Consider the following 15262-nt stretch of genomic DNA (forward strand, 5'->3'; position numbering starts at 1 on the left):
GCGTCAGCGCCCATCGGCCGCGACGCCGTACGCGCCATCGGTCGTGAGGCGTGCACCCGGATCGAGCAGCAGCCCGGCTTCGGCATCGTGCTCGTCGAGCGTGCTGTCGAGACGTCGACCCGACGGACGACGGTACGCAGGCTCGCCGCCGCACATCGCGACCAGCCGCCGCTGTGCACCGTCACGTTCGCGGCGTGCGGCCCGATCGCGATAGCTCTGCGCCTGATCCGAATCCAGTGTTGCGACAAAGGCTTCCGGATGGACGATGGCGATCAGACCCGAGACGTGACCGAAGCCGAGGCTGGTGAGCAGACCCGCCTTGAGCGGGAACCGATCACCGAGCGCGAGCGGCTCACGCGCCCACACCAGGTGGGGGTAGTCGCGCATCTGCTCATCGACACAGTCGAGGCTGCGGTTGGGTGGGATCACCCCGTCACGCAGCACCTGGCAGAGCCCGATGAGCTGGAATGCCGCCGCGCCACCCTTTGCGTGGCCGGTGAGCGACTTCTGCGACACGACGAACAGCGGCGCGCCGGGCGTCCTGCCGATCGCGTCGGCGAGTCGCTCGTGCAGCTCTGACTCGTTGGGATCGTTTGCACGCGTCGAGGTGTCGTGCTTGGACACCACCGCGACGTCGTCGGCGCTCACGCCGAGTGCACCCAGCGCGTTGGCCAACGGCGAGGCGAGCGCCCCACGTGCGGCTCCCAGCGCTCCGAGTCCCGGTGCGGGAATCGAGGTGTGCACTCCGTCGCCGAAGCTCTGCGCCCAGGCGACGACACCGAGGACCGGCAGTCCGAGCTGTGCCGCGACGTCGCCGCGAGCGAGCAGAATGGTTCCGCCACCGGCAGATTCGACGAATCCTCCGCGTCGCCTGTCGTTGGCACGCGAGTACCGGCGCTCGTCGATTCCGCGTGCGGCCATCTTCGCCGACTCCGCGGTCGCCGACATGTCACCGAATCCGACGATGCCTTCGATACCGAGATCGTCGAATCCGCCCGCCACCGCGAACATTGCCTTGCCGAGACGGATCTTGTCGACGCCCTCCTCGACCGACACCGCGGCCGTCGCACAGGCAGCGACCGGGTGGATCATCGCACCGTAGCTTCCCACGTACGACTGAACGACGTGTGCGGCAACGATGTTCGGCAACGCCTCCTGGAGGATGTCGTTGGCTTTCGCCTCGCCGAGCAGGGTGTTGACGTACAGCTCACGCATCGACGTCATGCCACCCATACCGGTTCCCTGGGTATTCGCGACGAGTCCCGGATGCACCCACCGCATCAGTTCCGACGGGGTGAATCCCGATGACAGGAAGGCGTCGACGGTCGCGACGAGATTCCACAGCGCAACACGATCGATCGATTCCACCATGTCGGGCGTGACACCCCAGCGGGTCGGGTCGAACCCGGTCGGGATCTGGCCTCCGACGGTCCGGCTCAGCTCGAACTTGCGGGGCACGCGAATCTCGGTGCCGGCCAAGCGAGTAACCCGCCAGTCTCCGGTGTCGGAGATCGGGGCGATCCTGGTCTTGTCCGGATCGGCGGCCGCAAATGCCCTTGCCTGCTCCTCGGAGCTGACGGTGAAGCTCAGGTCCTCGTCGAGGAAGATCGACGTGAGCAGCGGCGAGGTGTTGTCGACCATGGCGCCTTCATCACCGTAGCGCCGAATGCCGCAGCGCTCGACGACCGCGTCGTGGTAGCGCTCTGCGATGTCGGCCTCGTCGACCGGATCGCCGGTCCCGGTGTCGTACCAGCCCGGCTTGGGTGCGTCGTCCCAGACGATCAGACCGGTGTTCCAGGCAAGCTCCAACACGCCTGCCGCGCTGAGCTTCTCGTCGACCTCCATCTCGAACCGGGTGCGCGACGAACCGTAGGGTCCGAGCTCTCCGGCGCCGACGATCACCACGAGATCCTCGGGGCGCGCATCGATCGACGGCCATGCTGGCGCCATCGACTTCGCGGCGCGGGCCGGCGCGGGTAGCGCAGCGACCGTGGCGTCGTCGAGTTCGTCGGCCTCCGCCTCGACCTCTCCGGCGTCGTCCTGGTCCGTGGCGAGCGCTTTGAGATCGATCGACGGGTCGAGGCCGCCGGTGAAGTCGGCGAGAATCGCCTCGTCCCGGGCAGCGGCTCGCTGCTGCGGCGTGCACAGTCCGAGGAGCTGTGCTGCCATTTCGTCGGTGCTCCACGTCCGCACGCCCGCGGCCTCCACAGCCGCGACCATGCCGTCGTTGTGGCCCATCAGCCCGGTGCCGCGCACCCACCCGATGAGTGCGTGCGCGAGAGTCGTTCGCGCACCCCACGATTCCTCGGCTCCCCAGCGGGTGACCAGTGCATCGAGTGCGGCCTTGGACTCGCCGTAAGCACCGTCGCCACCGAACATCCCGCGGTTGGGCGATCCGGGAAGCACGACGTGCAGTCGGGCCGCGATGTCATGATCGGCGCCGATCTCACACAGCCCCGCGATGAGCCGCTCCACCGACCAGAGGAGGACCTTCATCTCGAGCTCTGCGCGCGCCCCGGCGTCGGTGAGGTCGCCGGCGACACGGGGTGCCGCGAACGGGAAGAGCAGCGTCGGCTTCATCGCAGGCTTGATGACAGCCGTTGTGCCGCCGACGTTCTCGGTCTGTTCGCTGCCGACCCATTCGACGAGATCGTCGACATCGGTGTACGACGCCATGTTGGTCGGTGCGACCCATAGCGCCGCGTCGTGACGCGCGTTCTCCCGATAGAGCTTCTTGTAGAAGGCGAGCTTGCCGGAGTCGAGCTTCGACGTCGTGGCGATGACCGTCGCTCCGCCCGCAAGCAGTCGACCGATCACGCCTGCGGCGATCGATCCCTTACCCGCGCCGGTCACCACGGCGATCTCGTCGGACCATTCACCCGCGTCGGGCGCCTGTGCCGCGGCGGCGATGGCGCCGAAGATCTGCGCGCGGGTCGCCTCGCCTGCGGCGAGAGCCTTGCCCTGCCACCACGTGGCATGTTGCGCGACAGTCTGTCCCGCACCCGCGAAGGACTCGACGATCGTGTCGTGGCGGTCGGCGAGGTCGGCGTCGGCTGTCAGCCAGATGCGGACCAGATCCTCGCGACTGGTGGCCCACCGGTCGTCGACGAGGACGATCTTCTCCGCGTCGAACGCCGGCGCGACGGTGCGCGCCCAGTCGGAGCCGAGTTCGGCACTGACCCGCTCGGCCAGGTGCGCGTCGACGTTCTCCGCGATCTCGGGCGCGGCGTCGTCCTCGGTGAGTCCGAGTTTGGCCAGCACCGTGTACGCGGCAGAGGCCAGCGCGCCACTGCGTCCGGTGAGCTGCTCGGTGAACTCACCGAGTGCTGCCGCGTCGACCGTCGCGCCACCGCCGGTGTCGGCCGCGGGCTTGGCGACAGCGATACCGCGCGACGCACCCACCGCGGTCACGGCGCGGTCGACGAGAGCATCGAGCGCGTCGGTGTTGGCGAGTGGTCCGTCGAGCAGATCGCCGAGGTCGCCTCCGCGCACGCTGGCTCCGTCGCGGGTACCGAGGGCGAGTGCCACGGTGGTGTGCAGTCCCCAGCCGGGACCGAGCTGCCACACGCCGGTCACCCGATCGGCGATGTAGGCCTGCCGCTTTCCGACGGGGCCGAGTACCTTGCGGATCTGATCGGACACCGCGTCGGTGAGCACCGCCCCCAGCGGGCGGTAACCACGCGCGAGGCTGTCCACCGTCGCGGCGAGCGCGACCATGTCGGCTTCTGCGGCTCCGTCGATCGCGCCGAGTCCGAGCTCGCCACCGATGTCGAGCAGGAGCTGGTTACGCCGCGACGAGACGCCATCGCACAACGCTTCGATGGTGTCGGCCGAACCGATCTGCTCGGGGCGGATCTTGGTCCACAGCGCCACGACTGCACGAACCGCGTCCGACGGCCCGAAGGAGACGTCGTCGGGCCGCGGAGCGCCTGCGGGCGCACTCGGAGCAGCAGGCGCTGCTGCCGCGGGAGCGGGCGTGCTTGACGCAGCGTCGTGCGAGGCACCGGTGTCTTGCGCAGGCGCGTCTTCGACGGGTTCATCGTCGAGCTCGGGGCCGGCATCCTTGGCGAGGATGACGTCGGAATCGCGCTCGACGTTCACCACTTCGGTTGTCGCCGAGCCGTAGTCGTCGAGCTTGAGAGTGTTGGTCGCCAGGCCGGCCAGCGTGGGCGCACCCTTGAGGCCGATCTCGACGAAACGTTGGATGCCCAGCCCGCCGCGCTCGGTTGCACCGAAGAGGAGGTCCTGGGTTTCGATCCAGCGCACAGGACTGGCGAACTGCCAGGCGAGTAGCTCGATGAGAACGATGCGCGCCAAGCCCGCCGGGTCGGCCGCGTGGGTGTCCCAGTCGGCGAGGACGGCGTCGAGCGGATCGGACGGCACCAGTGCCGCAATCTCTTCGACGAATGCACGGTCGAGCGTGAACAACCGCGGTACGAGATTCGGGATGTAGCGCCCGACGAGGATGTCGGGATCGATCTGTGCGGGCAGCAGTTCGTCGAGCTTGCCGCGGAACTCGGGTACACCGGCGCGCAGCACTGTCGAATGGAATGGCACATCGATGCCGGGAACGAGGATGAACGATCGCTTGCCGCCGAATTCGGTTCGACGACGCTCGATCTCGTCTTCGAGATGTTCGAGACCGCGAACCGTGCCCGCGATCGCGTACTGCGAGCCGAGAAGGTTCAGGTTGACCACCTCGAGGAACTCGCCGATCGACTCCCCGACCTCTGCGACGAACGACTCGACGTCGGCGTCGGCGAGGCCGAACTGGCTCGGGCGAATGGCCGCCATGCGATAGTCGCTGCGCCCCAGGTCATCTCGCGGGACCAGATGGTGCATGGCCTCGCCGCGCTGGAACACCACCTCGAGGACGGCTTCGAGTGGGAGCACTCCCGCGCATGCCGCGAGGGCGTTGTACTCGCCGACCGAGTGTCCACAGGTGATGGCGCCGTCGACGAATCCGCCTGCTTCCTTGAGCTCAGCGATCTGCGCGACGCCGAGGGTCGCCATGGCGACCTGGGTGAACTGTGTCAGGTACAGCACGCCGTCGGGGTGGTTGTAGGTGGTGCCGTTGGCGATGAGCGTGGTGGGGTTGTCGCGTACAACTGCGAGGATCGAGAACCCGAGAGCCGCGCGCGTGTGCTTGTCCGCGCGATCCCAGATCGCCCGGGCCGCCTTCGAGCGTGACCTGGCGTCGAGTCCCATGCCCTTGCTCTGGATGCCCTGCCCCGGGAAGGCGTAGACGGTTCGCGGAGTCGCGAGAAGTCCCGTGGCACTCATCACCAGGGTGTCGCCGACCTTGCAGGTCACCTCGACGACCTCGCGGCCGCGATCGAGACCGACGCGGTCGACGCGGACCGACACCGCATCGCCGGTACGAACCATCCCGAGGTAGCGAGCCGTCCACCCGACGATCGGGCGCGGCGACGGGATGCGGTTGCGCGAGTCGGCCGCAGTGACGACGTGCTGAGCTGCCGCCGACAACCACATGCCGTGCACGATGGGCTCACCGAGTCCCGCGAGCTTTGCCGCGCTTGTATCGGTGTGGATCGGATTGCGGTCGCCCGAGACGACAGCGAACGCACTCATGCGTGTCGGTGCGGTGATAGTCGCGGTACGCAGCGGCTTCCGGGTGGCCGCGGCCTCGTCGGTGATCGCTCCCCCGGCGCGCTGCGGGTCGTCGAGCTCGGCATCACCGATGCGACCACGGATGGCGAAACGCTCTGTCATACGGGCGATCTCACCGTCAGGCCCCGACACCTCGACGGCGACGTCGATGACGCGTCCCACCGTCGTGTCCCGGACCTCGCCCGCGCGGGCGACGATGGTGAGTTCGGTGTCGTGGTCGGGGATGGAACCGACGGTCTCGATGGTGTGGTCGAGGTGGACGAGGTCGAGCAGGCCCTCGACGACGGGGATGCCGTCGTCGGTCGTGGCAGCACCGATCGTCGCGAAAACGCTTGGCCAGCAGGCTCCGACGAGCGTGTCGGGCACCGCGAAGCCGAAGGGCTGCGCCGGTGTGACGGCGTGGAGGTGAGCAGGCAGCGTGTTGGCGGTGACGACGGCGTGGTCGGCGACCCCGTCTGCCGACCACCCGATGGTGGTGACCGCGACGCCGTCGACGACGTCGGTGAGGCGTCCGCCGGCTGCGACGGTGAGGATCTCGCGCATGGCACCTGCTGCGTCGTCTCGCTCGATGCGAGGGCTGCCGCCGTCGGCGATGCTCCGATCAACACGGAGCGGAATGCGCACAGACGATCCCGAGATCGGCACGATCAGCTCGAAGCTGTCCTCTCCCACGTGTTCGAGCACTGCGCCTGTTGCCGCATGCTCGGCTCGGCGCTCAGAGGAGACCTCCCACGACTCCCGATCGCCGAGCAGCGCAACCGGACTCGGCACGATGCGGCCGGCCCACGAAACGTCGTCGGCCCAGAGCACGGCACCGAGGATGCCCGCGTCTCGCACCGGAGCCTGCTTGCGGGCGGTGATCAGGTCGGGGTCGGCGCCCGCGGTGGCGAGATCGTCGACGACCTTGGCCTCGAATCGATCGAGCAGCTCGCCCACCGGCTCATCGACACGGGTGATACCCGAGACCGCGACCGGTCCGGGGATGATGCAGACGGCGTCCGCGCCGTAGCGTGCATCGTGGGCCTGCCACAGCGAGTCGCTGCGCCACCACCGTCGAACGTCTTTGTCGACGACGGGCACGAAGTTGACCGGCTTGCCCGGGGTCCGGCACAGGCCGAGGAAGAAGGCGACGTCCGCGGGATGCAGGATGTCGGTCTCGATCTCGGGGTAGACACCGCCGAGCGCGTCGATCGCCGCGTGCGGATCGTCGGTGGTCGAGATGTCGGCGAACATCGTGGGGACCGGGCCCGAATCCTTCGGGTGCATGCGCGCCTCGGCACGCTGCAGCATCTCCACAAATCGCTGCTGCCAGGTGATGTCGGCCCACGGGTACTGATCGGTGCGGCCATCCCCGACGGCCAGCGTCGCATAGCGATCGAGCCATTCGCGGTAGGTCATGGTGTCGAGGTCGCCGAAGTAGGGTTTCGCTGTCAGCGCCATCGCGGCCACGATCTCGTCGCGACGCTCGGCCACCGCGTTGGCGTCGCCCGCCACCTCGTCGAGCAGTCGACCGCAGCGCGACGCGGCGTTGTCGACCTCATGGATGTCGGCGCCGAGTTGGCTTCGGCCCGAGGCCATTCCGTTCGCGGCCCGGCCTGCGCCGATCCACTCGTCGACCCCCTCGGTGTCGACGAGTAGCTGCTTGACCTCCGGCGCGGTGGTCGCCTCGGCGGTCGCCATGGCCGCGGTACCGATCAGGATGCCGTCGAGCGGCATGGTGGGATACCCGTGCCTGGTTGCCCATTCGCCGGTCAGGTACTCGCTGGCGCGCTCGGGGGTGCCGATGCCGCCACCGACGCAGATGACGACGTTGTCGCGCACGCGCAGCTCGGCGTATGTGGAGAGCAGAAGGTCGTCGAGGTCTTCCCACGAATGGTGGCCACCGGCGCGCCCGCCTTCGATCTGCACGATGACCGGGTGATGCGGCACCTCGGCCGCAATGCGGATCACCGAACGGATCTGCTCGACGGTGCCTGGCTTGAATGCCACGAAACGCAGTCCTGCGTCGACGAATTCGTCGACGAGTGCCACTGCGTCCTCGAGCTCTGGGATACCCGCCGACACGATCACGCCGTCGATCGGAGCGCCCTGCGCCCGTGCCTTCTGCACGAGACGCTTGCCGCCGAGCTGCAGCTTCCACAGATACGGATCGAGGAACAGCGCATTGAACTGCGCTTCGCGGCCCGGCTCGAGAAGGTCGGTGAGCGCCGCGATGTTGCGGGCGAAGATCTCCTCGGTGACCTGACCGCCGCCGGCGAGCTCTGCCCAGTGACCCGCGTTGGCCGCGGCAGCGACGATCGCGGGGTCGACGGTGGTCGGGGTCATGCCCGCCAGCAGCATCGGAGAGCGCCCGGTCAGCCGGGTGAACGCCGTCTGCACGACACGACGACCGTCGGCGAGTTCGGCCAGTGTCGGGGCGAAGTCGGACCAACGGCGCGCAACCTCGGGAATCCCGCCGGGGCTGAACAGATTTCGCTGGCCTCCGCGAAGCGCTGTCGCCACCAGACCGACGCCCTGTCCGCGAACGAGCGGGGCGGTGAGCCGTGTTGCGAGATCGCTGGGACCGAAATCGAGAATCCACGCGGCGCCGTCTGCGATCACGGCGTCGATCTGTGCGACCCAGTCGACGGGCGCGACAAGGATCGATTCGGCGTGGCCGGCAGCGAGGTCGGCGTCGATCCCGCACGTCTGCGCCCACTCACGTACCAGGTCGACCGCCGGTGCCATGCCGGGGTGGTGGAATGCGACGCTGACGGGGAGCTCGTCGAAGACGGGGGCGAACGGCGCGCCGCCGGTGCTCTTGCGCTTGCGGTCATCGGCCTCCGCGGCGACGATGCGCTCGCATTCGGCCGCGAACGCCGCGAGATGTCGGGGCGCACCGGACAGCACGACCGAACGTCGGCTGTTGCGGATGGCGATCACGGGTGCCGTGACGAGTTCGGCCTCGGGCAGTCCAGCTCGGTAGGTCGTCAGGATCTCGTCGATGCGCGCGGGAGCAACATTGGTGATCGACAGCATCGGTGAGCCGTCCGGACTGCTCGCCAGGCCGCGACGTCGAGCAACGAGAGTGCCCGCGGCCGCCACGAGATGCGCGATCGCCAGCAATTGTCCACAGCCGCTCTCCCCGTGCCGGATAGCGTCGACGGCGAGTGACCCCTGTGAGTGTCCGACGACGGCGACGGGTGCGATCACGTCGGGATCGAGGCCCTGCTTCTTGAGTGATTCGACGGCGGCGACCTGGCTGAGGAGCACGCCGGGACCGCTCAGCGCGAAGTCGGCGAGCTCGGCGTCGGACGGCACCGGCTCACCCGCGTCGGTCGCACGCACCCATGCGAGGGGGTGGAAGCCGTCGGGGCGGGCTATCTCGATCGAGTCGGCGACGGGGGCGAGCATGCGCTCTGCGGCAGCGACGGCACCCGCCAGCTTCTGTTCGAGATCCGCGTCGACGACCAATTCGGCCAGCGTCGACAACCACGGACCACCCTGCCCACCGAAGCTGATTGCGTACTGCTCACCTGCTGAGAGCCGATCGATCAGGGATTCTGCAGGGCTTCCGGTGTTGCGGCTTCCGTGGTGCCCTTGGCGGAATTGGTCGACGGTCACGGGCTCTCCTAGAGGATCGGGGCTCGGCTGATGTGCGGTGCAGGAGTTGTCTGGTTCTCGTGCGAGAGCACCACGTGGCACGACCCGGCGGCGGGGGGATATCGCCGGGTCGCGCACGTGTCTCTCACGAACATGCTTGCCCAGCAACACCTTTGACGCTGTGGCGGGCGACTGACAGTTCAGCGTGGAACGTCGTCGACATGAACGTGGCACTCATGATGGCACATAAACGTGAGGACTTCCTCATGTTGTTTCCGACCCCCAGGTATACCCGCGAGTAGCCCCGCCGGTAACAAAATGCGGGCCCGTGCGCCCATTGATCGACGTGCACATCCGACCAGTTCGGGGCGCATTTCTCCGGTCGCCCGAGCCGTAGCGAAGACATCCGGTCGTCGTTATATAATCGTTATGTGACCTGTCGCACTGCGTGTCGTCCGCTGCGACATGGCACGCCCTCAGCGATGTCGAGCCAAGACGTCGAAGTCGTTAGGGTGCAGGGATGACCGACTGCGTGTTCTGCAAGATCATCGACGGTTCCGCACCGGCCCGAAAGGTGTACGAGGACGACTCCGTGGTGGGTTTCCTCGACATCAGACCGATGTCGCGCGGACACACCCTGCTCGTTCCCCGCATCCATTCGAGCGGACTGGGAGATCTGGTTCCCGACGACGGCGCCGCCCTGATGCGAGCGGGCCAGGTCGTCGCGGCAGCACTCCGGACGGCGCCACTGACACGCGACGACGAGCCCGCCGACGGGGTGAACCTCGTCGTCAACGACGGAAAGGCAGCGTTCCAGACCGTCTTTCACACCCACCTCCATGTGATCCCGCGACACCGCGGAGACAAGCTCCGCATGGCGAGGTCGCTGCTCGTACGCCGCGACAAGAATCCCGACGCCACCGCGGCCACCGTGCGTGCGGCGGTCCTCGAACAGATCGGACCCGCATGACCTCCGACGACGCTCTCACCACACCTGGCGCGCAGATCCCCCAGGCCGCGATCGACATCCTCGCCGGGGCCGAGTGGATCACCGTGTTCACCGGTGCCGGGATGTCGGCGGAGAGCGGCGTACCCACCTTCCGCGACGCGCAGACGGGACTGTGGGAGAACTTCGACGCCGAGCAACTGGCAACCCCGCAGGCGTGGGACGCCGATCCAGCACTCGTCTGGGGCTGGTACCAGTGGCGCGCACACCTCGTCAGCCGAGCTGCCCCGAACGCCGGACACCTCGCATTGAGCGCACTGGCAGAACGTGCCGATGAGGCCGACGACGCGCCGTCGGTCATGGTGGTGACGCAGAACGTGGACGACCTGCACGAGCGCGCGGGTAACACTGTGGTCAGCCATGTACACGGCTCGCTCTTCGCACCACGCTGCTCACGCTGCGGACATCCCTACGAGGGCAGAGACGCCAATCCGGCGACGGCCACCGACGAACATCCCATGGAACCGCCGTCGTGCCCGATATGCCTGTCGCTGGTGCGCCCCGGCGTCGTGTGGTTCGGCGAGCCGATCCCCCCGGAGCCCTGGGCGCGCGCCGAGCAGGTGTTCGACGTCGCCGACGCGGTCCTCGTGGTCGGGACCAGCGGGATCGTCTACCCCGCTGCGGCGCTCCCCGAGCGCGCACCGGCAAGGGGTATTCCGGTCATCGAACTCAACCCGCAACCGTCGGGACTGAGTTCCGTTGCCACACATAGCATTCGGACCACCGCCGCACAGGGTCTACCCGAGATCGCCGAACGCGTTCGTGCCGCGCGGCGCAGCCGATAACGGCTGCTACTCCGCTCCGGTCAAGTCGATCGGCTCCCACGCGGCGACCTCACGCGAGGCCGTCGCCGATACCGAACCCGGCTTGACGCCGCGACGATCGAGAAGCCGGATCACCGCGGCGAGCGCAGTGTCGGCGTCGAGCTCGAACTCCGATTCGCGCACACGCGCGAATTCCCAACCGCACCGACGCAACTCACGCTCACGCTCCATGTCGGAACGCGCCTGTGCGCCGGTAGAGGTGAACTCGTCTCCGTCGCATTCCACGGCCATCCGGCCCTCCGAACCCGTGACCACGAGATCGATGACCCGATTGTTGACAAGGACTTTCGGCGTCACGTGATACCCGAGTGCCGCGAGGCGATTGAACACCCGCTGCTCGAAGAGACTGTCGAAAGGTTCGACGCGCTCGTGGTCGGGGACGTCGGACGGCATCGGCGCGATGGTCGGTCCCTGATTTGCCTGCATGTAGCCGAGCAGTGAGTAGCGCAGGTCGTTGGGACGCAGATCGTCGAGTCCGACCGAGTGGAACAGCCACATCTGATCCATCGCGCGCGATGCGGCGACGTTGATTCGACGCTGCGATTCGGCGCGGGTGAGAGCACTCAGTGACGCGGGGTCGGAGACCACCATGGACAGGAACATCACGTGTCGTTCGTCGCCCTGGAAGTCGGGCGGGGTCCCGACCCGGATACGGCGTGCACGCCAGGTCTCCTCGTCAACAGCCTCGCGTAGGAGACGTGTGATCTCGTCGACCTGCTTGGTTCCCTGCAGAGCGATGATGCCGAAATCGAGCTCGGCGTAGGCGGGATCGGCGAGGCAATCGAGGAGCGTCGCAACGATCGCGGCGGCCTCCCCTTCGTTCACCAACGACTGTCCCTGACCGGTTGCCGCACCGTCGACACGCACCGTCCGCAGGGGATCGAGCCGATCGGCACCGAACTGTCGGACCGGGACGAGTGGCGACCCGCCGTAGAACTGTCGCGACGAGTACTCGATGATCTCCGGCATCGAACGGAAATGCTCGCGCAGCCGGATGAGGTGACCGAATCGACTGCGCAGCAACGAGAACAGGCTCGAGCGCGGAGTCAGACCATCCCGGAGGTAGTGCGGCAGATCGGGAAGCTCGGCGTCGAGTCGTGCGAAGGCGTCGTCGAGCGAGGTCCCGGCGAGTCCGCGTGGGGCACACTGCTTGTCGTCGCCGACGACGATGACACGGGGCGCGAGCCACAGCAGGAAGGAACTGGTGATGTCGGCCTGACTCGCCTCGTCGACGATCACGACGTCGAACGAATTCGGTTCGGGCGGAAGCATGTCGGCGACCTGGCTGGTCGACATGATCCACGCGGGAACCGCCGACTGTGCCTGCTCCATCGCCTCGCGCGCAGCAGTCCGGAAGCGGTTGGCGTGCTTGCCCGATCCCTTGCCCAGATTGATCATGTGGTCGCGGTAGGACTGCAACGCCTGCACCTGGGCGACGGTGGTGCGCGCGAGACATGCCCGCCACGCGCGTGCGGCGGCGAGCTTGGTGGTCAGCTGTGCGATGTCGGCATCGGCGTCGTCGAGCGCAGAAGCCAGGCGCGCCTCGGCGTCGGGGTCGCTGCGTTCGGCGACCCAGGTCCGTGCCCGACGCCACTCCCAGGCGCCGACCACGTCACGCAGACGTGCGTCCCACGCGGGATCGTCGGGAGTTGCGGCCAGCGCCGCGTAGAACTCCGGTGCCTTACCGCGCAACCGCAGAGCGAGCAGGTCGAGCGCGGCTTGGTCGTTCAATTCGTCACGCGCCGTCGTGAAGGCGCGTCGCGCCGACCTGATCGCCTCCGCGTCGGCGTTGGCCAGTGCGGCGACAAGCGCATCACCTTCGGGCGACGGTCCCCTCTCGACTTCCGTCGACAACCGATAGGCGTGGTCGGCCAGTTCCTGCTCGGCGAGGTTCGCGTCGTTGGCGGCAGCGATGAACGCACCCTGGTGGGCAACCTCCGACACCTCCGCGACGCTGCGCGGGCGAGGACCGCCGGGGCTGATGTACTCGAGCTCGCGAATCAGCTGGTCGCGTGCAGACAGCAGATCCGATACCCAGGCGAGTTGCGTGTCGAGGCGCACGAGTTGGCTGAGCTGCTTTGATCGCGAACCGGCGGTGTCGACGGGGACGTGCAGATCGGCGAGCACGCGATGTACCTGACTCACGGCGTCGAGGACCGCGAGGTGATCAGCGACGAGCTCCAAGCTGTCGGCATCGGTGGCCGGACGACCGTCGACACTGGCTATGACGCCCGAATCCTCCACTGCCCGTTGCTGTTCCGACCGCAGCAGGCGGCCACGCCAGCGTCCACCCTCACGTAGATAGGTGGCAGCGGCCGCGAACCGTTCGCCGTCACCGGGCCTCGCATTCTCGACAACGACGACGTGCGCGCCGATCGCCCGGTCACGCTGCGCGGCGTCGGCGATGACCGACGAGAGAGCCGTGACGCGCGACCACAGGTGCGCTTCCTGCCCGGCGAGGAGCCTGTCGGCCATGTCGACGATCAGCGGCGGGAACGTCGCGACCTCTCCGGAGGCCACCGCGAGGTGATCGCAGATCCCCTTGATACGCAGCAACCGTTCGCTTGCCACGTCCGACAGGATCGACATCAACGATCCGCTGCCGACCATCGGCTCCGCGGGCCGCTGTCCGATCCGTTCGCAGATCGCGTCCATCGTCATCGTGTCGGGCAGGTAGTCGTCGAGGTCTGGCAGGCGCTGCGCGAGACGCCCGGAGTCGGCGCCGACACGACGAAGCAGTTCGAGTAGGCGGGTGAATTCGCCGCTGTCCAGTGGCGGCAACGCCCCTTCGAGTGGCCCGGGAAGCCAGTCGAACCGTTCGGCGTCGGCGTTGCATGCGCGAACGATCGACGCCGCGGTGCCGCGATAGTCGCCCGCAACCCACTCGTGCACCTCGGTCTCCGACGAACGCAGATCCCACAGACCGCGCAGTGCCCGCTCGCGCCGGTCGATCGCCTGCGCGCGGCGGTAGGCGAGGTCGTCGATCTCGGCGTCGGCGACACCGGTGGAGAAACTCGACTTGCGGTCGGCGATCGCCTCGACGCCCGAGACCACGGCGTCGTAGCTGTCGGTGCTGACGTCGGCGAGCGAGACGGTCAACTCGCGCAGCTCCGGCGGAAGGATGTCGCGCAGCACCTGCAGCGCGTTGACCTTCTCGCTGGTCACCAGAACGCGCTGGCCCTTCGCGAGAAGTGCCGAGAGGACGTTCGCGATGGTCTGGGTCTTGCCGGTACCGGGTGGCCCCTCGACGACAACCCCACTGTCGACTCCGAGTTGAGCCAGCACGTCACGTTGTTCGACATTGGACGCGAGCGGGAACATCGCGTCGGCGACGAGTTCGGTGGCGGGTGTCGCTCCCTGCCCGCTGAGCGCCGCCAGCCGATCCGCTGCCTCGATGGGCGCGACCAATTGCGACAGACCGATCGGCACCTCGGTGCCCGGCTCGCGCAGCGCCGCCAGCATCGCGTCGTAAAAGCGCAACGCCGACCCCGTTCCGCGGTTGCGTAGAACGATGGCCGGCGCGAGGTCGATGGTCAACGACACGTGCTCGTCGTCGACGACCACTTTGTCGCGCCACGCGGAAATCAGTTGTCCCGCAGCAGAATTCGCGACATTGGTAAGGCCTGCTACACGGCCCCGCTGCTTGACCGCGTCCGACAGGTCTATGCCGTCGATCGAGGCGAGCAGGTGCGTGTCGTGGATCATCGGCACGCCCGCGGAACCGAGCGAGATCCGGATGGTCCCGGAATCGGCGTCGCGTTCTGCGACGACGTCCTGCGTCAGCAGGTGTTCACGAACAAGCGGCTCACCGTCGTTCTCCTGGTCGACGACGGTGACAAGCCCGTTGGCGAGGACGATCTCGAGCGATTCGGGATCGGCGATGAGGTCGTCGAGAATCGTCGACAGTTGTGGATACGCTTCGTCGTCCGGAGATACTTCGACGACGGTCTGTCCCGGCGCGGCTCCGGTGCGGACGGGCACGGGCGTCGATCTGCCGACCCACACGACAGCGGGGTGGGAATCGACTGTGCTGACCGAGACCGATCGTGACCGAACCAGGCCACGGAGAAAGCCGATCAGCCTCGACACCTGATCCCGACGCTCATCAGGAGTGTCGTTGATCATGCGCTTGCTGCCTTCCCGCCGCGATACCAGAGTTCATCAACGCTACCAAGGCCGCGGAGGGCCAGTCGTGTCGACGAGCACTGTGGCGGTGCAG

General features: G+C 67.7%; 4 protein-coding genes. 2 read left to right on the forward strand and 2 right to left on the reverse strand.

The window, feature by feature from the left end:
- Positions 1-3: 3 nt before the first annotated feature.
- Entirely contained in the window at positions 4-9234 is a 9231-nt protein-coding gene (locus ABW18_RS20780; RefSeq protein ID WP_049700899.1) for a type I polyketide synthase, read from the reverse strand.
- 499 nt (positions 9235-9733) lie between these two features.
- Between ABW18_RS20780 and ABW18_RS20785 the strand changes: the two genes are divergently transcribed.
- Both ABW18_RS20785 and ABW18_RS20790 read left to right on the forward strand, forming a co-directional pair.
- Positions 9734-10183 (forward strand): HIT family protein, encoded by a 450-nt coding sequence (locus tag ABW18_RS20785; protein WP_049700900.1) that lies wholly within the window; start codon positions 9734-9736, stop codon positions 10181-10183.
- On the forward strand, positions 10180-11004 hold the full coding sequence (locus ABW18_RS20790; protein WP_049700901.1) for an NAD-dependent deacylase: 825 nt from the start codon (positions 10180-10182) through the stop codon (positions 11002-11004). Before ABW18_RS20785 ends, ABW18_RS20790 begins: the two co-directional genes overlap by 4 nt.
- 6 nt (positions 11005-11010) lie before the next feature.
- Here ABW18_RS20790 and ABW18_RS20795 read toward each other — a convergent pair whose 3' ends face one another.
- Positions 11011-15168, reverse strand: a complete 4158-nt coding sequence (locus ABW18_RS20795; protein ID WP_049700902.1) for an AAA domain-containing protein — start codon at positions 15166-15168, stop codon at positions 11011-11013.
- Between the last annotated feature and the right edge of the window lie 94 nt (positions 15169-15262).

Origin of the sequence: Gordonia jacobaea (genome assembly GCF_001186365.1) — a bacterium.
Lineage (GTDB): Bacteria > Actinomycetota > Actinomycetes > Mycobacteriales > Mycobacteriaceae > Gordonia > Gordonia jacobaea.

Bases quoted from the DNA above. Each gene is read 5' to 3' on its own strand.
- ABW18_RS20785 (WP_049700900.1), top strand. From the start codon at position 9,734: ATGACCGACTGCGTGTTCTGCAAGATCATCGACGGTTCCGCACCGGCC.
- ABW18_RS20790 (WP_049700901.1), top strand. From the start codon at position 10,180: ATGACCTCCGACGACGCTCTCACCACACCTGGCGCGCAGATCCCCCAG.
- ABW18_RS20795 (WP_049700902.1), bottom strand. From the start codon at position 15,168: ATGATCAACGACACTCCTGATGAGCGTCGGGATCAGGTGTCGAGGCTG.